The 19,255-nt window shown below is 60.6% G+C and carries 15 protein-coding genes; 7 read left to right on the forward strand and 8 right to left on the reverse strand.

The annotated features are described in order from the left end of the window. The 5 genes from N8H71_RS28195 to glnA form a co-directional block, all read right to left on the reverse strand. The coding region (locus N8H71_RS28195) for a PAS domain-containing protein (RefSeq protein WP_262196481.1) at positions 1–412 on the reverse strand (412 nt) is incomplete at its 3' end. Between the two features lie 230 nt (positions 413–642). Then, positions 643–1,266 carry a DUF4124 domain-containing protein gene (locus N8H71_RS28200; RefSeq protein ID WP_262196482.1) on the reverse strand — a complete coding sequence of 208 codons (624 nt, stop codon included), beginning with the start codon at positions 1,264–1,266 and terminating at the stop codon, positions 643–645. Continuing rightward, a complete protein-coding gene (locus N8H71_RS28205; RefSeq protein ID WP_262196483.1) occupies positions 1,263–1,769 on the reverse strand; it encodes a DUF4124 domain-containing protein in 507 nt (168 codons plus the stop codon). The genes N8H71_RS28200 and N8H71_RS28205 overlap by 4 nt, the downstream gene beginning before the upstream one ends. 99 nt (positions 1,770–1,868) lie before the next feature. Then, positions 1,869–3,212: a toxin-antitoxin system YwqK family antitoxin gene (locus N8H71_RS28210; RefSeq protein WP_262196484.1), complete on the reverse strand. Its 1,344-nt coding sequence runs from the start codon at positions 3,210–3,212 to the stop codon at positions 1,869–1,871. 74 nt (positions 3,213–3,286) lie between these two features. Beyond that, the gene (gene glnA / locus N8H71_RS28215) at positions 3,287–4,693 is read right to left on the reverse strand and encodes a type I glutamate--ammonia ligase (RefSeq protein ID WP_179692968.1); all 1,407 of its coding nucleotides are present in this window, start codon (positions 4,691–4,693) and stop codon (positions 3,287–3,289) included. Between the two features lie 327 nt (positions 4,694–5,020). Between glnA and thiI the strand changes: the two genes are divergently transcribed. Both thiI and typA read left to right on the forward strand, forming a co-directional pair. Further along, positions 5,021–6,475, forward strand: a complete 1,455-nt coding sequence (gene thiI / locus N8H71_RS28220) for a tRNA uracil 4-sulfurtransferase ThiI (RefSeq protein ID WP_011332034.1) — start codon at positions 5,021–5,023, stop codon at positions 6,473–6,475. A gap of 139 nt (positions 6,476–6,614) precedes the next feature. Continuing rightward, positions 6,615–8,435: a translational GTPase TypA gene (gene typA, locus N8H71_RS28225; RefSeq protein ID WP_262196485.1), complete on the forward strand. Its 1,821-nt coding sequence runs from the start codon at positions 6,615–6,617 to the stop codon at positions 8,433–8,435. A gap of 189 nt (positions 8,436–8,624) precedes the next feature. Here typA and N8H71_RS28230 read toward each other — a convergent pair whose 3' ends face one another. Continuing rightward, positions 8,625–9,062 carry a YkgJ family cysteine cluster protein gene (locus N8H71_RS28230; RefSeq protein ID WP_007952500.1) on the reverse strand — a complete coding sequence of 146 codons (438 nt, stop codon included), beginning with the start codon at positions 9,060–9,062 and terminating at the stop codon, positions 8,625–8,627. 258 nt (positions 9,063–9,320) lie between these two features. Between N8H71_RS28230 and N8H71_RS28235 the strand changes: the two genes are divergently transcribed. The 5 genes from N8H71_RS28235 to N8H71_RS28255 all read left to right on the forward strand — a co-directional run bounded on the left by N8H71_RS28235 (position 9,321) and on the right by N8H71_RS28255 (position 18,788). Continuing rightward, complete coding sequence (locus N8H71_RS28235; RefSeq protein ID WP_007952498.1) at positions 9,321–11,771, forward strand: glycogen/starch/alpha-glucan phosphorylase; 2,451 nt, start codon at positions 9,321–9,323, stop codon at positions 11,769–11,771. Positions 11,772–12,024: 253 nt separating this feature from the next. Further along, positions 12,025–15,615: a DUF2339 domain-containing protein gene (locus N8H71_RS28240; protein WP_262196486.1), complete on the forward strand. Its 3,591-nt coding sequence runs from the start codon at positions 12,025–12,027 to the stop codon at positions 15,613–15,615. Next, positions 15,612–16,976 carry a DUF3999 domain-containing protein gene (locus N8H71_RS28245; protein ID WP_262196487.1) on the forward strand — a complete coding sequence of 455 codons (1,365 nt, stop codon included), beginning with the start codon at positions 15,612–15,614 and terminating at the stop codon, positions 16,974–16,976. The genes N8H71_RS28240 and N8H71_RS28245 overlap by 4 nt, the downstream gene beginning before the upstream one ends. Before the next feature lie 195 nt (positions 16,977–17,171). Continuing rightward, entirely contained in the window at positions 17,172–18,182 is a 1,011-nt protein-coding gene (locus N8H71_RS28250; protein WP_065261556.1) for a class 1 fructose-bisphosphatase, read from the forward strand. A gap of 3 nt (positions 18,183–18,185) precedes the next feature. Beyond that, positions 18,186–18,788 (forward strand): DUF924 family protein, encoded by a 603-nt coding sequence (locus N8H71_RS28255; RefSeq protein ID WP_262196488.1) that lies wholly within the window; start codon positions 18,186–18,188, stop codon positions 18,786–18,788. On the opposite strand, the gene N8H71_RS28260 is transcribed toward N8H71_RS28255, so the two are convergent. Both N8H71_RS28260 and N8H71_RS28265 read right to left on the reverse strand, forming a co-directional pair. Next, positions 18,777–18,932 (reverse strand): hypothetical protein, encoded by a 156-nt coding sequence (locus N8H71_RS28260; protein WP_262196489.1) that lies wholly within the window; start codon positions 18,930–18,932, stop codon positions 18,777–18,779. The genes N8H71_RS28255 and N8H71_RS28260 overlap by 12 nt on opposite strands. Positions 18,933–19,116: 184 nt before the next feature. After that, on the reverse strand, positions 19,117–19,255 hold a 139-nt coding region (locus tag N8H71_RS28265; protein ID WP_262196490.1), incomplete at its 5' end, for a hypothetical protein.

Genomic DNA, 19,255 nt, shown 5'->3' on the forward strand with positions numbered 1-19,255 from the left:
GCACCAGCATCTTGCTGGTTTCCTGCTTCGACAACTGCGCCTCTTCCTTGGTGATCCGCAACAGGCGGTCACGGGGATGGACTTCCAGCAGGAGCAGGGTCGCGCCGTTGCTGAGGATCGGCGTCACCGCGTAATCCACGGTCAGGGTCTGGCCGGTGAGGGCGGTGAGCATCGCTTCGCGCTTGGTGAACGGGTGCGCCTGTTCCACCGCCTGGCGCAACGAGTTGAGCGCCTCGGTGGACTCGGTGAACAGCTCGCTGATGAACTGCCCATGGCTGCGCTGGCCGCTGATGGCCAGCAGCATCTCCGCCGCCGGGTTCATGTACTCGAGGCGCAATTCGCTGTCGAGCAGGATGGTGGCGGTGGTCAGGTTGTCGAGTAGCAAGCGGTGCAGTGCGTCACTGATGGTCATGAGGACCTCTTTTGGAGCATGGCGCGCGCAGGGATACAGCGCTGATGCGAGGAAAATGCAAAAACCAAACCAAGGCTCCGAAAAGAAGCGTTCAACCCCTGAAACGGGCGTTTGACGCTCGTTTGCGTGGCAGCCAAACCGCTCTGGCGGGTACTTTCGAACCAAAATGGGTTGGAATGTGAGTACGGTGCAGCGTATTGCACCAATATAGTGCGCAAAGCTGAACGGCGTCAGAAGAAACGCAGGAAAGGATTTTTCGGTTCGGCGGGTTTGTCTTTCAGCGGGCATTCCGGGCGCACGCCATAGTCGGCGCTGACGCAGGGTTTGACCTGACGTTTCTGTGCCAGGGAGATGCGCTGCATGTGGAACGGCTGGTTGGCGGTTTTCTCTACGGTTCGGCCCTGAGCGTCGAGGATCTCGACCGACAGGTTGTGGCTGCCGCGATCGATATTGCTCAGCGGGAACACCGGACTCAGGCCGGGTTCGCCGACGGCCTGGCCATCCAAAAGCAGGCGATACAAATGACCTCTTTGCAGGCCCGGCTCGCTGGTGACGCTGACGATCAGTTCACCGGCGCTGCTGCGAATGGTCGCGTCCGGCTCGGGAATCAGCACGCGCAGCATGTCGTAGTGGAACAGTGGCGGCTCTGCTGATTTCTTCGACGGCGTGACCGGTGCGGCGGCTGACGGGTTCGAAGCCATGCGATTGCTGGTGGCCAGCGGCACACGCTTGGCATTGCCGCGCGGTTGATCGGTGTAGACGCGATTGCCCTGTGCGTCGATGTAAGTGAACACCTCGGCCGATGCGCCAAACGCGATCAGCAACAGGCACAAGGCAAACAAATCCCGCGTCATGGCTTGTGCACTCGCTGCACGGTGAACACCACCGCCGGACTCTGCTGAATGATCGCCTCGCCATTGATCACCTGCACCGCCAGCCGATGCTCGCCCCGGTCGACATTCACCAGCTGCAGGATCGGCACGTTGCTCGGCTGGCCATAAGGCGCGTCGTCCAGCAGCAGACGCAATTGATGCGGCGGTTGCAGGCGTGGCTTGATCAGCACGCTGACCGTAAAGGTGCCGTTGTTGGCGCGCAGGGCTTCTTCGGTGGGCAGGCCGGTCAGCTCCAGCACTTCATAGGCATTGCGCGCAGGCTCACGACTGGCCGTATCGGAAGAGGGCGCATTCGGTGCCTGAGGCTGGACGCTATTGAGCGGAGGCAACTCCACCGACTGTGCCTGCACGCCGTCCGGCGCATGATCGCTGTACACCGTGTTGCCGCTGGCGTCGGTGTACTTGTAGATCTGCGCGGCAGCGGGCAGGGCGATCAGCAGCAGGAAGAAAAAACCACGACCCATGGATTCGACCGATCAACAATGAGATTGGCTTGCAGCATAGGCCAGGGGCGGCGGTAAGCCCAATCGGGACAATATCTGCTCACACAAACCGCACAGGATTTATTGTGCGGCGCCAGGCGCAACGGCATTCTCGCGGGCGCCGGACAGGGCGCCTGCCTTGTAGTGTTCGACCAGGACCGGCACACCCTTGGTGTCGACTTCGCGCAACTCGCCTTCCTTTACGTCGTCAACGAAGTTGACGTTGAGGGTGTGGCCATTGTCGAGCCTGGTCACCCAGAGGCCCTGGCGTTTGTCATCGCGATATTCACCGCGCTCGGTAGTGCCACGGATAGTCAATTCACTCAGGCCGTTGAGTTGGCCGTGGGCATAGGTCTGGAATCCGGTGGCGACCCATTCCATGTCGTCGTGGTTGAGAAGCTGCCAACGACCCTCGCGCAAATCATTGTGGAATTCGCCCTCCAGTGTTTGCCCATCCTGGTACAGCGTCCACTGGCCCTCTCGTTTGCCCTCTACGAAATTGCCGGACTCCGAATATTTCTCGTCTTTGGAAGAAGACCACGGGCCGATCCGCACACCCTGCTTGTAGGCACCTTGGGCCGAGAGCGAGCCAGAATCATAAGACACCGATTGGCCGTCTTCACTGCCGGTGAATTTGGCCGGTTCGGTTTCCCAGGCAATACGCCTCACCCGATAGTTGTAGAGCGTGCGCTTGCCCTCGACGAGCGTCTCGTCGAGCCATCGCCAGAAAGTAACGGTAAGGAACCGGCCGTTTTTTTCCTGATAGGTCTTCTTGAAGAAGTAAGGTTCGTCATCTGGCGTCGGGTCGCTCAGTGGGTCGTAGTACTGGCCGTAAAAGCTCACCAGTTTCCCTTGGCTGAAATCGAGCTGGTCGAATTCCGGTATGCCGGACTCTTCAAGGAAGAGGCTGTAGTTGAGCGGGGTGATTTGGCTCAGAGCCTTCTTGATGGTCAGGGCGTCGAGGTGTTTGCGACCTTCGGCGATGCGGTCCAGCGCCGGCTGCAATCGCGTGACGCGGCTGTAGAGGTGGTCGTTGGCGTTGTATTTGTAGGCGTAGATTTTGTAGCGGTCGTTTTGCCGAAAAAGCACGAAGCGGGTCGGATCCTCACTGTCGAGCGACATGAGAAAAACCGATTCGATGTTCGCCTGACCGAAGTCATCAAGCAGTTGCGGGCGTTCGCCCGGTGTGTCGCAACGGCAGTAATAGCCTTTGACGCCGTTCGTTTCCTTGATGAACGCCAGCGTCATCGAGCTTTCCTGCAAGCCCTGGAGCAGTGGGTGAGCTAGTGGCTTGTCTTCATAGAACTCGGCGGCACTGACTGTCGAGCAGGCGAGGCCAGCCATCAGGGTGATAGCCCATAACCATTTCATGCGAATCCCTTCGTCAAGGCGCCGGTCGTGGCGCGAAAGCAGCGGATTATCCATGGATGAGCGGGCACAAAAAAGGCCTCCCGAAGGAGGCCTCTTTTTGTCACGCCGCGTAGCGCGGCGCTACCGGATCAGCAGCTGTAGTACAGCTCATATTCCAGTGGGTGTACGAAGGTGCGGACCTTGATTTCTTCTTCGGATTTCAGCGCGATGTAAGCGTCGATGAAGTCGTCGGAGAACACGCCGCCCTTGGTCAGGAACGCACGGCCCTTGTCCAGCTCTTCCAGAGCTTCTTTCAGGCTGCCGCAAACTTGCGGGATCTCTTTCGCCTCTTCAGGCGGCAGGTCGTACAGGTTTTTGTCGGCAGCATCGCCTGGGTGGATCTTGTTCTGGATACCGTCCAGACCGGCCATCAGCAGTGCTGCGAAAGCCAGGTACGGGTTGGCAGCCGGATCCGGGAAACGGGCTTCGATACGACGGCCGCGTGGGCTGTTGACGTAAGGAATACGGATCGAGGCGGAACGGTTGCGAGCCGAGTAGGCCAGCATTACCGGTGCTTCGAAACCTGGCACCAGACGCTTATAGGAATTGGTGGCCGGGTTGGTGAAGCCGTTCAGGGCCTTACCGTGCTTGATGATGCCGCCGATGAAGTACAGGGCGGTATCGGACAGGCCGGCATAACCTTCACCTGCGAAGGTGTTCTTGCCATCTTTGGAGATGGACATGTGAACGTGCATGCCCGAACCGTTGTCGCCGTACAGCGGCTTCGGCATGAAGGTCGCGGTGCGGCCGTAGGCGTCGGCAACGTTGTGTACAACGTATTTCAGAGTCTGAACTTCGTCAGCTTTCTTCACCAGGGTGTTGAACTTGACACCAATTTCGTTCTGACCGGCAGTTGCCACTTCGTGGTGGTGAACTTCAACGGTCTGGCCCATCTCTTCCAGCGCGTTGCACATGGAAGTACGGATTTCGTGGTCGTGGTCGAACGGCGGAACCGGGAAGTAGCCGCCTTTCACGCCTGGACGGTGGCCTTTGTTGCCGCCTTCCACGTCCTGGTCGGACATCCACGAGCCTTGCTCGGAGTAGATCTTGAACATCGAACCGGAGATATCGGACTTGAACTTCACTTCGTCGAAGATGAAGAACTCAGGCTCTGGACCGGCGAATACGGTGTCACCGATACCGGTGGTCTTCAGGTATTCCTCGGCGCGGTGGGCGATGGCGCGCGGGTCGCGATCGTAACCTTGCATGGTCGAAGGTTCGATGATGTCGCAGACCAGGATCAGGGTCGGCTCTTCGGTGAACGGGTCCAGAACGGCAGTTTCGTCGTCCGGCAGCAGGATCATGTCGGAGGCTTCGATGCCTTTCCAGCCAGCGATGGAGGAACCGTCGAACATCTTGCCAACTTCGAAGAAGTCGTCTTCCAGCGCATCGCGAGCCGGCATGGTCACGTGGTGCTGAGTGCCTTTTGTGTCCGTGAAGCGCAGATCAATCCACTTGACGTCATGATCTTTGATGAGTTGAACCGACTTCGACATAGTGTCCTCCGGGTGAATTAGGGCGGGTAGTGGATGCCCTTAATAGTGGTGATGCCGGCGCGAATACTCTGCCAAGGCAACCTGCCTCACAAGGGAGCAAATTGCATGCCAGTGCCCCAGCATGGGTTTTTTGCCCCAAATTCACGCTTCTAAAGGTCGAAAGCGCCTTAAAGGCGAAAATCTCGCCCTTTAATGTAGCGCTCAAATCGAAAAATGACCCGTTTTGGTGCGCGCAAAACCTTCTGCACATTAACTGGTTAAACCTTGAGCAATTTCCGCTATAATCCGCGCCCCCCTTTTTCGGCTGGCCCTGCGCGCGCTGTTTTCATGAAACTAATCGTAAAAGTCTTCCCCGAGATCACCATCAAAAGCCGACCTGTCCGGACGAAATTCATCCGCCAGCTGGCCAAGAACATCCGCACCGTGCTCCGCGACCTGGACCCGGCCGTGGTGGTGAACGGTGTGTGGGACAATCTCGAGCTGGAAACCCGCGTCACCGACCCCAAGGCCCTGAAAGAGATGGGCGAACGCCTGACTTGCATGCCGGGCATCGCGCACTTTCTGCAGATCGACGAGTACCCGCTGGGCGACTTCGACGACATCACCGAGAAGTGCAAGCAGCACTATGGCGATGCGCTGGCCGGGAAGATTTTCTCGGTGCGCTGCAAGCGTGCGGGCAAGCATGCGTTCAGCTCGATGGACGTCGAAAAATACGTCGGCAGCAAGCTGCGCCGTGAGTGCGGTGCCGCCGGAATCGACCTGAAACAGCCGGAAATCGAAGTCCGCATCGAAGTTCGCGACAAACGGTTGTTCGTGATCCACAGCCAGCACAATGGCATCGGCGGCTATCCGCTCGGTGCGCTGGAGCAGACGCTGGTGCTGATGTCTGGCGGCTTTGACTCGACCGTTGCCGCGTACCAGATCCTGCGCCGCGGCCTGATGACGCACTTCTGCTTCTTCAATCTGGGCGGTCGTGCCCACGAATTGGGCGTAATGGAAGTCGCGCATTTCATCTGGAAGAAGTACGGCAGCTCGCAACGCGTGCTATTTGTCAGTGTTCCGTTCGAAGAAGTATTGGGCGAAATTCTCGGCAAGGTCGACGACAGTCATATGGGCGTCGTATTGAAGCGTATGATGTTGCGCGCAGCGTCGAGCATTGCCGAGCGCCTGCACATCGATGCGCTGGTGACCGGCGAAGCGATTTCCCAGGTGTCGAGCCAGACGTTGCCGAACCTGTCGGTCATCGATTGCGTCACCGACAAGCTGGTGCTGCGACCGCTGATCGTCGCCCACAAGCAGGACATCATCGACACGGCCGACCAGATCGGTACCGGTGATTTCGCCCGGCACATGCCGGAATACTGCGGCGTCATCTCGGTCAACCCGAAGACCGCCGCCAAGCGTGGCCGGGTCGAGCACGAAGAGCAGGAATTCGACATGGCGGTGCTCGAGCGTGCGCTCGCAAACGCCAGACTGGTGCCGATCGATCGGGTGATCGACGAATTGGGCCAGGATTTGCAGATCGAAGAAGTCAGTGAGGCGCTGGCCGGTCAGATCGTCATCGACATCCGTCACCCGGATGCCGCCGAGGATGACCCGCTGGAACTCGCCGGCATAGAGGTACAGACGATGCCGTTCTATGCAGTGAACGCTCGTTTCAAGGAACTGGACCCTACTCGCCAGTACCTGCTGTATTGCGACAAAGGCGTGATGAGTCGCCTGCATGCCCACCATTTGCTCAGTGAGGGGCATGCCAATGTGCGCGTTTATCGACCGAGCTAAGTGCCCGGGGCTGTTTGCCTGTGGCCTGCGTCACCGGCCCCCCGACACTGCCGTCAAGCTGTAACGGCCATGCCGGACACTACTGCTAATCGCTGCCAGGACTTGTCAGCAAACCGAATCCTCTGATCGAGATACACAAGTGATCGAAAATCTACGCAACATCGCCATCATTGCCCACGTTGACCATGGTAAGACCACCCTGGTAGACAAACTCCTGCGTCAATCCGGCACCCTGGAGCGCAACGAGCTCAACGACGAGCGCGTGATGGACTCCAACGACCAGGAAAAAGAGCGCGGCATTACCATTCTGGCGAAAAACACCGCCATCAACTGGAACGGCTACCACATCAACATCGTGGACACCCCGGGCCACGCCGACTTCGGCGGCGAAGTCGAGCGCGTTATGTCCATGGTTGACTCCGTGCTGCTGCTGGTCGACGCCCAAGACGGCCCTATGCCGCAAACCCGTTTCGTGACCAAGAAGGCTTTCGAAGCCGGTCTGAAGCCAATCGTCGTAATCAACAAGGTTGACCGTCCGGGCGCGCGTCCTGACTGGGTTCTGGACCAGATCTTCGACCTGTTCGACAACCTGGGTGCCACCGACGAACAGCTGGACTTCAAAGTCGTCTACGCCTCGGCCCTGAACGGCATTGCCGGTCTGGACCACACCGAAATGGGCGAAGACATGACCGCGCTGTACCAGGCGGTAATCGACCACGTTCCGCCTCCGGCTGTTGACCGTGACGGTCCGTTCCAGATGCAGATCTCCGCTCTGGACTACAACAGCTTCCTGGGTGTTATCGGTGTTGGCCGTATCGCTCGTGGTCGCGTCAAGCCGAACACTCCGGTTGTCGCTATCAGCGCCGACGGCAAGCGCCGCAACGGTCGTATCCTGAAGCTGATGGGTCACCACGGTCTGCACCGCGTTGACGTTGAAGAAGCAGCTGCCGGCGACATCGTCTGCATCAGCGGTTTCGATGAGCTGTTCATCTCCGACACCCTGTGCGACATCAACACCGTCGAGGCGATGAAGCCTCTGACCGTTGACGAGCCAACCGTTTCCATGACCTTCCAGGTAAACGACTCGCCATTCTGCGGTAAAGAAGGCAAGTTCGTGACCTCCCGTAACATCAAGGATCGTCTGGACAAAGAGCTGCTGTACAACGTTGCACTGCGCGTTGAAGAAGGCGACTCGGCTGACAAGTTCAAGGTATCCGGCCGTGGTGAGCTGCACCTCTCGGTACTGATCGAAACCATGCGTCGCGAAGGCTTCGAGCTGGCCCTGGGCCGTCCTGAAGTGATCATCCGTGAAGTTGACGGCGTGAAGCAGGAACCGTTCGAAAACGTGACCATCGACATCCCTGAAGAATCCCAGGGCAAGGTCATGGAAGAAATGGGTCTGCGTAAGGGCGACCTGAGCAACATGGTGCCGGATGGCAAAGGCCGTGTTCGTCTGGAATACAACATCCCTGCTCGCGGTCTGATCGGTTTCCGTAACCAGTTCCTGACCCTGACCAACGGTGCTGGCATCCTGACCTCGATCTTCGACCGTTACGCTCCAGTGAAGTCGGGCCACATGTCCGGCCGTCAGAACGGCGTTCTGGTTTCGGTTGAAACCGGCAAGGCACTGACCTACTCCCTGGAAACCCTGCAGGCTCGTGGCAAGCTGTTCGTAGAGCACGGCCAGGAGATCTACAACGGTCAGATCGTTGGTCAGAACTCCCGCGACAACGACCTGGGCGTGAACCCGACCAAAGGCAAGAAGCTCGACAACATGCGTGCTTCGGGTAAAGACGAAACCATCGCTCTGGTCCCACCTGTTCGCTTCACCCTGGAACAGGCTCTGGAATACATCCAGGAAGACGAGCTGTGCGAAGTCACTCCTAAGTCCATCCGTCTTCGCAAGAAGATCCTGGACGAAAGCGAGCGTACCCGCGCTGCCAAGAAAGCCAAGGCGTAATTTAGCCCAGGCTTGAAAAAACGCCCCCGGTCGAGAGACCGGGGGCGTTTTTGTTTGTCCGGGATTTGAATATCGCGTTCGGCGTCTGGGACGCGGAGCGTCCCGGGCTGCATTCCCACGCAGAGCGTGGGAACGATCAAGCGGGAGAGAGCTGGGGCGTGGTCCGAGGGTTGGAGTGAGGCGCAGCTTTTAGAAGCGCTCGATCGACCGCGAATTCTGCACCCGCTCCACTTCCTTCGGCTTGTACGCGCAATAACCCGGGCGCGGGCCGATCTTCGGGTGGTTGCGGCAGGTGTCCGGACGCTTGTCATAAATGGTGCACAGGCGGCTCTTACGATCTAGGTAGTAGCAATCGTTGTTGCTCATGCGCTGCAGGGTGAAGATCCCCGACTTCTGATTGAAGCGCTCGACCAGGCCTTCTTTTTGCAGACGCTTGGCAATGTTCTTCGGCGGGTCGCCCAGTTCGAACTCGTCGACCACACCAATGCGCACCAGATCCTTGATCTTGACCTCGACCGGCAGCGTGCAGCAGCTGGAAACGCACGAGCCGCACATCGGGGCCGAATATTTGGCCCAGGTATCGAGACGGTCGATCTCGGCTGCGGCGATCAGGTTGGGCTTCATCATCGGTGTTTACCAGGCGTGTGCATCAGGGCGCGCGATCATACCGGGACTGGTGGATTTTTGAACAACCTTTCGCCAGATTTTTTCTTCATGAATCCACATCGTCCGACAATTCGGCACGGCCCCTGCATTCATTACGGCATTCGCCAGGGTATTGCCGGACGAAGTCTCACTCTCAGGAAAAACTGCCGAACCAGAGCCCCTACCGTCGGTCAGACCGTCTAGGCTCTGACAATTCCCCGCTCGCTCGAGGTCCTATCGATGACTCAAGAACCACTAGTTCGCGAAGCAGAGGTGGCCGCATTCCGCGACGCCGTCCTGACCAAACTCACCTACGCGGTGGGCAAAGACCCGGATCACGCCTTCGACCATGACTGGTTCGAAGCCATTGCCCTGGCGGCGCGCGATCACATGGTCGAGCACTGGATGGACCACACCCGGCAGATCTATCGCAAAGGCCAGAAGCGGGTGTATTACCTCTCGCTGGAATTCCTCATCGGCCGCCTGCTGTACGACAGCCTGAGCAACCTAGGTCTGCTGGACGTCGCCCGTGAAGCCTTGACCGAACTGGGCGTCGATCTGGAGCGCATCCGCATCCTGGAGCCGGATGCGGCATTGGGCAACGGTGGCCTCGGACGGCTGGCGGCGTGCTTCATGGAAAGCATGTCGACCCTCGGCATCGCCGGCCACGGCTACGGCATTCGTTATGAGCACGGGCTGTTTCGCCAGGCCATCGTCGATGGCTGGCAACAGGAGCAGACCGAGCACTGGCTGGATTTCGGCAACCCCTGGGAGTTCGAGCGGCCAGAGGTGGTCTATCCGATCGGCTTTGGCGGCAGCGTCGAGACCGTCACCGACGCCAGCGGCAAGTCCCGGCAAGTCTGGCACCCGGCGGAAACCGTCCGGGCGATTGCCTACGACACTCCGGTGGTCGGCTGGCGCGGGGCGAGTGTCAACACCTTGCGCCTGTGGCGGGCGAGGGCCATGGAAGATCTGCATCTGGAGCGCTTCAACGCCGGTGACCACCTGGGCGCCGTCGCCGAAGTGGCCCGGGCCGAAAGTATCTCCCGCGTGCTCTACCCCGCGGACAGCACCGAAGCCGGGCAGGAACTGCGCCTGCGTCAGGAATACTTCTTCGTCGCCGCCTCGCTTCAGGATTTGCTGCGCCGCCATCGCAACATGCACACCTCAGTGCTGACCCTCGGCGATCACGCAGCGATCCAGCTCAACGACACGCACCCTTCGATCGCCGTCGCCGAACTGATGCGCCAACTGGTCGATGTCTACGACGTGGCCTGGGACGCGGCGTGGCAAGTCACTGTCGACACGCTGTCGTACACCAACCACACACTGCTGCCCGAAGCGCTGGAAACCTGGCCGGTGGGGCTGATGGAACGCATGCTGCCGCGGCATATGCAGATCATTTATCTGATCAACGCCCAGCACATCGATTCGCTCCGGGCCAAGGGCATCCACGATTTCGACGTGCTGCGCGCGGTCTCGCTGATCGAGGAAGACAACGGCCGCCGGGTGCGCATGGGCAACCTCGCATTCCTCGGTTCCCACAGCGTCAACGGCGTGTCCGGGCTGCACACACAGCTGATGCGCAAAACCGTGTTCGCCGAACTGCACAAGCTGTATCCGGAGCGGATCAACAACAAGACCAACGGCATCACCTTCCGCCGCTGGCTGTACCAGGCCAACCCGGAACTGACGTCGATGCTGGTCGATTCCCTCGGCGCTGATGTTCTGGATAACCCCGAACAGCGTCTGCTCGATCTAGAGCCGTTCGCCGAAAAACCCGCCTTCCGCAAAGCCTTCGCCGAGCAGCGGCTGCACAGCAAAAAGGCCCTGGCTTACCTGATCCATGAACGGCTGGGGATCGCGGTCAACCCGGCGGCGATGTTCGACGTGCAGGTCAAACGGATCCACGAATACAAACGTCAGTTACTCAACCTGATGCATACGGTCGCGCTGTATCAGGCTATCCGCGCCGAGCCGGAAATCGACTGGGTGCCACGGGTGAAAATCTTCGCCGGCAAAGCGGCAGCCAGTTATCACCAGGCCAAACTGATCATCAAACTGACCAACGACATCGCCCGGGTGGTCAACAACGACCCCACCGTGCGCGGCCTGCTGAAAGTGGTGTTCCTGCCCAACTACAACGTCAGTCTGGCGGAAAGCATCATTCCGGCGGCTGACCTGTCGGAGCAGATCTCCACCGCCGGTTTCGAGGCCTCGGGCACCAGCAACATGAAGTTCGGCCTCAACGGTGCGCTGACCATCGGCACCCTCGACGGCGCCAACGTGGAAATGTGCGAAAACATCGGCGCCGAGCACATGTTCATCTTCGGTCTTAGCGCCCAGCAGGTCGAAGCGCGCAAGCAGAACCACGAGTTCAGCGCTTTGCCGGACATTGCCGCGTCCCATCGCCTCAATGATGTATTGCAGGCGATCCGCAGCGGGGTGTTCTCGCCGGATGACACGTCGCGCTACACCGGGTTGATCGATTCGCTGGTGGATTACGACCGGTTCTTCGTGTGCGCCGATTTCGACTCCTACTGGGATGCGCAGATGCGTGTCGATGCGCATTGGCACGACGCCAACAACTGGTGGCGTTCGGCGGTGCTGAATACGTCGCGCATGGGCTGGTTCTCGTCCGACCGGACGATCCGCGAGTACGCCACGGATATCTGGAAGGCACTGGAGTAGCTTTTAGCGACAAATGTGCGCCCGGCCCCACGATTGTTGGGCCGGGCCGATATACTGAGCGCCGGTTTCCGGTCGTTTCAGGCAGCGCTGAATCATTGTGGGAGCGAGCTTGCTCGCGAAGACGTTTAGCCAGTCAGCATCAATGTTGAATGTGCCGGCCTCTTCGCGAGCAAGCTCGCTCCCACAGGTTTGTGCCTAGACTGAAACCATCGCCGGACTTGCCCCAACCAGGGGCCGCTTAGGGATATCGACCATGCAATGGATGTTCATGTTGATCGGGCTGCTGCTCGGCTGGCTGCTCGACGAGTCGTTCAGCGATGCGCTGTTGGGCGCGTTGCTGGGGCTCGCCATCGGGCAGGCGATGCGTATCGCGCGGCTTGGTTCCCAGGCTGCCGAGCAACAGCGTCAGCTGGATCACGCGAAGATCGCGTTGCAGGGCGTCGAACAGCGACTGTTTCTGCTGGAGGGTGCTCCGGCACATTCGCCAGCGCCTCCGAGCGTCGCGCCGGCCAGTGAAACGGTCGTTGAACCCGTCACGGTATTTGAACAACCCGCTGCCGCAGAACCCGAGCTGGTCTGGGAACTGCCACCCGAACTCGAACCCGTCGCCGTCGCCGCCAGCGAACCCGCCCAGCCGCTGCCGGTCGATGCCTGGCGCCCGGAGCCCGTCACCCGCGAACCACAACCGCCCGCCGAGCCTCGTGGCCCGAACCTCATCGAGCGCGGCATCAGCGCGGCGCGCAATTGGCTGTTCGGTGGCAACACCGTGCTGCGGGTCGGGGTGGTGCTGTTGTTCTTCGGTCTGGCGTTCCTGTTGCGCTACGCCACCGAAGGCATGGTGGTGCCGATCGAATTGCGTTACGCCGGGGTCGCAGCGGCAGCGCTGGGATTACTGGCGCTGGGCTGGTGGTTGCGCCATCGCAACAACAGCTACGCCTTGATGCTGCAAGGCACCGGGATTGCGGTGTTGTACCTGACGGTGTTCGCGGCAATGCGTTTGCACCCGCTGCTCGATCCGTCTGCTGCGCTGGGATTGCTGGTGGCGGTGACGGTGTTTTCGGCCATTCTGGCCATCACTCAGGATTCCCTGGCCCTGGCCTGCGTCGCCGCACTGGGCGGTTTCGCCGCGCCGATTCTGACGTCGACCGGCGCCGGCAACCATGTCGCGCTGTTCAGTTATTTCGCGCTGCTCAACGCCGGCATCCTGGCCATCGCCTGGTTCAAGGCCTGGCGCCTGCTCAACCTGATCGGCTTCGTTGGCACCTTCGGCATCGGTTTCGCCTGGGGTCTGCGCTCGTACACGCCGGAGCTGCTTTGGAGCACCGAGCCGTTCCTGATTCTGTTCTTCCTGATGTACCTCGCTATCGGCCTGCTGTTCGCCCGACGCAAGTTGCTGGATATGCCGGACGCCCCGGCGGATGACGATCGTGAGGCGCTGCTGCACTGGTCGGCGCGCAAGGGCGACTACGTCGACGGGACGATGCTGTTCGGTCCGCCGCTGGTGGGTTTCGGACTGCAATTCGCGCTGGTGCAGCATCTGGAATTCGCCGCTGCGTTCAGCGCACTGGCACTGGGTGCGATCTACATGGCACTCGCCAGAGCGCTGATGGGCGGCCGGGCATTGCTGCTGGGGGAAACCTGTCTGGCGCTCGGGGTGATTTTCGCCAGCCTGGCAATTCCATTGGGGCTGGATGCGCGCTGGACCTCCGCCGCCTGGGCGGTGGAGGGCGCGGGGATTTTCTGGTTGGGCTTGCGTCAGCAACGGCCGTTGGCCCGGGCCTTCGCGTTGCTGCTGCAACTGGGCTCGGCGCTGGCGTTTCTCAGTCAGTTGCGCATTGGCGAAAGCAGTCTGCTCGACGGTGCGCCGCTGGGTGCATTGATGCTCGGCGCGGCGTTGCTGTTCAGCTTCTATCAATTGCGCAAGGCGTCGCCGGAGCAAACTTCACCGTGGGAGCGTCAGGGCTTGCCGGTGCTGGCGTGCTTGGGGCTGACCTTCCTGTATCTGCTGGCGCCGCTGTTTTTCTTCACCCACGGCACGGCGATCAGTTGGGCGCTGGCCGGTCTGGTGACCTTGTTCGTCGGCTTGCGCCTGCAATCGCGCACCTTCCTGTTCACCGCGTTTGCCGTGCAACTGCTCGGCGGAGCCTTGTTCCTGTTGCGCCTGCAAGGGGCGGGAGAGGATTCGGCGGCCGTGTTCAGCGCCGGCTGGAGCGGTCTGCTCAGCGCCTCGTTGATCGGCCTCGCGCTGATCGCCGGCATGCTGCTGGCGGCGCGCGACGAGATGGTGCGCAGCGATGTTCGTCTGCTGCGCGGGTTGTCGGTGGTGCTGCTGGCAGGTCTGGTGCTGATCAATCTGGCGGTGTTGTTCGTGCTGCCGTGGCAAACCGCGAGCGCGGTGTGGGCGGCCAGTGGCTTGCTGATCATCTGGCTCAGTCTTTACCTCAAGCAGCGTGTGAGTTTTGTCTTTGGATTGTTGTTGCAGTTGATCGGCGGCGCAGCGTTTTTGTTGGCCGGCCCCGAATTGCTCGGGCCGTTGTCCAGCGAAGGTCTGCGACCGCTGGCCCATGGCGGATTCTGGACGCCATTGGTGCTGGGCCTGGCGGCGATGATCGGAGCGTGGCGCCTGCAACTGGGCAATCACGCCTCGGCGTTCGACGTGCTGAGTCTGCAGCGCCTGTCCGAAGTGCTACTGGTGTGGGGCGCCGGCTGGTGGGCGCTGGCGTGGATCAGCGAAGTGCTGCGCTTTGCGCCGCTGAATCTGCAGGCGCCGCTGTTGCTGCTGGTCGCCGCGCTGAGCGTCGCGTTGTGGACGCTGTTGGCCTTGCGTCTGAAATGGCCGTCGCTCGGTTTGCTCTGCATCGTGCTGATTCCGGCGGCCGGACTGGTGTTGCTCGGCGCGTGGCATTCTCGCTATCACCCGGCGGCGGATTTCGGTTGGCTGGCGTGGGTGGCGGTGTTCGTCGTGCATTTCATCAGCCTGCGGCGTCTGGCGCCGATGCTGCCGGCGCGGTCTTTGAGCACGGCGCATGTGCTCGGTTGCTGGCTGCTGATCGGTATGCTGGCGCTGGAGTTGCGCTACGGCCTGCTGCTGTTGTCCGAGCAATACAACGCTTGGCGCTGGCTGGGCTGGGCGATTCTGCCGAGCGTGTATCTGTTGCTGATGGCCGCACCGCGCAACTGGCCGTGGCCGGTGGCAGCGTTCCCTCGCGAATATCGCCTGTACGCAGCGGCGCCGCTGGCGGTATTGATGCTGATCTGGTTCTGGCTGGCCAACGGGGTGAGCGACGGCAACGCCGAACCGCTGCCTTACGTGCCGCTGATCAACCCGCTGGAGCTGGGCCTGTTGATCGCATTGTTCAGCATTTATGTCTGGTCGCGCAGTGCGGTAACCGAGCTGTCGATCCGCAAGGATTACGCCGCTCACGCCTCGCAACTGATCGCCGGTGTTTCGCTGTTCGCCTTCTGCACCGCGCTGGTCACCCGCGCCGCGCACCATTGGGCGGGGATTCCGTTCGAGCTTGATCTGCTGCTCGAATCGATGCTGGTGCAGGCCGGCCTGTCCATCGTCTGGACGCTGATGGCGCTCGGACTGATGATCGGCGGGCACCTGCGCCATCGCCGCGAAGTGTGGCTGATCGGCGCGGCGCTGATCGCGCTGGTGGTGGCCAAACTGATTTTTGTCGAATTGAGCAACCGTGGCGGACTGGCCCGGATCGTCTCGTTCATCGGCGTCGGCGTGTTGCTGCTGGTGGTGGGCTACTTTGCGCCGCTGCCGCCCAAACGCGTCGAGGCTGTACCGGCGGCGGACAAACCGGCCCCGGAAACCGAAGGAGTGTCGTCTTGAGTCGCAAGCTTAATCTCGGGTGGCTGTTGCTGGGCGTGGCCATGACGGCCGGCGCCCAGGAAAAACCGGCGGACTTCGCCGCGCAGGTGCCGTTGGCGGTCAGTGGCGCAGGCCCTTGGTATCGCCTCGAACTGCCGCTGAACGTGCAGTTGCAGGCACGTCAGACTGATCTCAGCGATCTGCGGGTATTTAACGCCGCCGGAGAACCGCAGGCCTATGCACTGGCCCGGGAGTCAGCGCAGACTCGCGACGACGGTCAGTTGCACGAGGTGAAGTGGTTCCCGCTGTACAACTCGGCGGATGCCACCGAGCGCGCGCCGAGCGTTCGCGTGCAATCCACCACCACCGGCACGCTGGTGGAAGTGCAGCCGTCCAGTCAGCTCGAAGCCGGTGAAGAAGTGCTGCGTGGCTGGCTGCTCGACGCCAGCGCGATCAAGGCACCGTTGCAGCAACTGATCCTCGACTGGACCAGCGAGCGCGACGGCTTCCAGCGTTTTAGCATCGAGGCCAGCGACGACTTGCAGCACTGGCAAGCCTGGGGTGAAGGCCAGGTCGCGCGCCTGACCTTTGCCGACGAACGGGTCGAGCAACATGAAGTGGTACTGCCGGGGCAATCGGCGCGGTATCTGCGTCTGCTTTGGGATTCGCCGGCTTCGGCGCCGGTCCTGACGTCGGCGCAACTGAAAAGCAGCGACCCGCGCAACCTGCCGCTGCCATTGGTCTGGTCACCAGCGCTGGCCGGCAGCAGCGGCAAGGCCGGGGAGTACACCTGGCAGCTGCCGATGGGGCTGAACATCGAGCGAGTACAGGTCGAACTGAAACAGGCCAACAGCCTGGCGCCGGTGACGCTCTCGGGGCGTCGCGAAAGCAGCCTGCCGTGGCAACCGCTGAGCAGCGGCTTGCTCTATCGTCTGACCCAGAATGGCCAGGACGTGGTGCAGAACGAATTGCAGCTCTACGGGCAGACCGTGCAGCAGTTGAAACTCACGGTCGATGAGCGCGGCGGAGGTCTCGGCGAGCAGGCGCCGAGCGTGAAATATGCGGTGCGCGCCACTCAGGTCATCTTCCTTGCCCGTGGCGAAGGGCCGTACAGCCTGGCGCTGGGCAATCCGACCGTGAAGACGGCGAACCTGCCGCTGAGCACGCTGATTCCCGATTTCAAACCGGAGAAACTGGCCACATTGGGCAAGGCCACGGTGCAGGGCGAAGCGCTGGCGACCCAGACTTCGACGGCCACCACCTCGGCCACGGCGGACACCAACTGGAAGAAGTTCGGCCTATGGGCGGTGTTGCTGCTCAGCGTGCTGTTTCTGGCCGCGATGGCCTTCAGTCTGCTGCGCAAGCCGCCGGCCAAGTCGTGAATTTGACGGGTGTGGCCTCTACACCCGTCGGGTTTCCAACTACGCTGAGTCCGGTGCCTGAACTCTCTCGGTTCGATCACGTCTGATAGCAGGAATTGCACCCGACGCACGTTACCGGGCGTCATTGCTCGCTACGGTTTCAGACTCCCTGTAAACTGCGCGGGTTTTTAGCCCCCCATTCCACCGGAGCCGTCCATGTCCCGCGTTACCCTGAGTCGCTATTTGATTGAGCAGACCCGCAGCAACAACACTCCTGCCGATCTGCGCTTCCTGATCGAAGTGGTGGCGCGTGCCTGCAAAGAGATCAGCCACGCCGTGTCCAAAGGCGCCCTGGGCGGTGTTCTGGGCAGCATGGGCACTGAGAACGTGCAAGGCGAAGTGCAGAAGAAACTCGACGTGCTGTCGAACGAAATCCTGCTCGAAGCCAACGAGTGGGGCGGTCACCTGGCCGGCATGGCGTCCGAAGAAATGGACAACGCCTACCAGATCCCGGGCAAGTACCCGAAAGGCGCCTACCTGCTGGTATTCGACCCGTTGGACGGTTCGTCGAACATCGACATCAACGCCCCGGTCGGCACCATCTTCTCGGTACTGCGCTGCCCGAACGAATACCTGAGCCAGAACGAAGCCCTGAATGAAAAGGCTTTCCTGCAGCCGGGTACACAGCAAGTCGCCGCCGGTTACGCCATCTACGGCCCGCAGACCATGCTGATCCTGACCCTGGGCAACGGCGTCAAGGGTTTCACCCTGGACCGCGAAATGGGCAGCTTCGTCCTGACCCACGAAGACATCACCATTCCTGAAAGCACTCAGGAATTCGCCATCAACATGTCCAACCAGCGTCACTGGGAAGCTCCGGTTCAGCGCTACGTTTCGGAACTGCTGGCCGGTGAAGAAGGCCCGCTGAAAAAGAACTACAACATGCGTTGGGTCGCGGCGATGGTTGCCGACGTGCACCGCATCCTGACCCGTGGCGGTCTGTTCATGTACCCGCGCGACAGCCGCGAGCCGTCCAAGCCGGGCAAACTGCGCCTGATGTACGAAGCCAACCCGATGTCGTTCCTGGTGGAACAGGCGGGCGGCGCTTCCACCGATGGTCACCAGCGGATCCTCGACATTCAGCCTGAAGGCCTGCACCAGCGCGTAGCGGTGTTCCTCGGCTCGAAAGAAGAAGTCGCCCGCGCCACGGCTTACCACAAGGAATAAACCATGACCGCGCCCTGGCAGCCGTTGCTCGATTGGTGGTTCGGTCATGCCGAATCAGCTACTGAAGTGACGGCGCAACAGGGCAAGTTGTGGTTTGGCAAGAAAGACAGCCAGGACCTCGAAGCGCGTGAGCGTTTCGGGGTCTTTGTCGATCAGGCCCTCGCAGGCGAATTGACCGAGTGGACGCAACGTCCCGAAGGTTGGCTGGCGGTGGTGCTGTTGCTCGATCAACTCCCGCGAATGATCTTTCGCGATACTCCCAAGGCTTTTTCCGGTGATCTACGGGCCCAGAAACTGGTTGCTCAGGGGATTGCTGCAGACTTCGATCGGCAGTTGAAACCGATCCAGCGACTCTTCATCTACCTCGTCTTCGAACACTGCGAAAACCTCGCAGTGCAGAATGAAGCGGTTTCGCGATTCATCGAACTGGTGGCTGAACAGCCGGAGGCGGAGCGCGGGGTGTTTGCCGACAACCTGGATTATGCCGAGCGGCATCAGCGGGTGATTGCGCGGTTTGGACGGTTTCCGCATCGCAATGCGGTGTTGGGGCGGGAGTCTACGGCGCAGGAGCTGGAGTTTCTCAAACAGCCTGGTTCAAGTTTCTAGCTTGTCCGCGTCCACTTTATCCAATTCAAGAAACAAGTCTTCAACGTCTCTGTACTTTTCTTGATCAATTTCGTCGGCACCCAATGCAAGGATTGCCAATAAAGTAGTTTGATCTGAATCCGTGCAATCGTGATTTTTGTTCATTGGCCAAATCTCCTTGCGAATCGCGGATTACATTTCCGGCCTTCTGCGTCATGTATACCGCTATCGCGGGCAAGCCCGCTCCCACAGTGTTTGATGTGAGACACAAATTGTGTGAACACACATTACCTGTGGGAGCTACGGTGCGACGACTCGACTTGCCAGCGATGAGGTCAGTAACCGCGCCTCAGATCCGGAAACTACCCACCAACTGCTTCAACCGCGCAGCCTGCTGCTCCAGATCCGCACAAGCCCGCAACGTCGCCTGCAAGTTCTCCACCCCTTCCTGGTTCAGCGTGTTGATCTCGTTGATATCAACGTTGATC

This window comes from Pseudomonas koreensis (assembly GCF_025447595.1).
Taxonomy (GTDB): Bacteria; Pseudomonadota; Gammaproteobacteria; order Pseudomonadales; family Pseudomonadaceae; genus Aquipseudomonas; species Aquipseudomonas koreensis_H.

Bases quoted from the DNA above. Each gene is read 5' to 3' on its own strand.
- N8H71_RS28200 (WP_262196482.1), bottom strand. From the start codon at position 1,266: ATGACGCGGGATTTGTTTGCCTTGTGCCTGTTGCTGATCGCGTTTGGC.
- N8H71_RS28205 (WP_262196483.1), bottom strand. From the start codon at position 1,769: ATGGGTCGTGGTTTTTTCTTCCTGCTGCTGATCGCCCTGCCCGCTGCC.
- N8H71_RS28210 (WP_262196484.1), bottom strand. From the start codon at position 3,212: ATGGATAATCCGCTGCTTTCGCGCCACGACCGGCGCCTTGACGAAGGG.
- glnA (WP_179692968.1), bottom strand. From the start codon at position 4,693: ATGTCGAAGTCGGTTCAACTCATCAAAGATCATGACGTCAAGTGGATT.
- thiI (WP_011332034.1), top strand. From the start codon at position 5,021: ATGAAACTAATCGTAAAAGTCTTCCCCGAGATCACCATCAAAAGCCGA.
- N8H71_RS28230 (WP_007952500.1), bottom strand. From the start codon at position 9,062: ATGATGAAGCCCAACCTGATCGCCGCAGCCGAGATCGACCGTCTCGAT.
- N8H71_RS28235 (WP_007952498.1), top strand. From the start codon at position 9,321: ATGACTCAAGAACCACTAGTTCGCGAAGCAGAGGTGGCCGCATTCCGC.
- N8H71_RS28240 (WP_262196486.1), top strand. From the start codon at position 12,025: ATGCAATGGATGTTCATGTTGATCGGGCTGCTGCTCGGCTGGCTGCTC.
- N8H71_RS28250 (WP_065261556.1), top strand. From the start codon at position 17,172: ATGTCCCGCGTTACCCTGAGTCGCTATTTGATTGAGCAGACCCGCAGC.
- N8H71_RS28255 (WP_262196488.1), top strand. From the start codon at position 18,186: ATGACCGCGCCCTGGCAGCCGTTGCTCGATTGGTGGTTCGGTCATGCC.
- N8H71_RS28260 (WP_262196489.1), bottom strand. From the start codon at position 18,932: ATGAACAAAAATCACGATTGCACGGATTCAGATCAAACTACTTTATTG.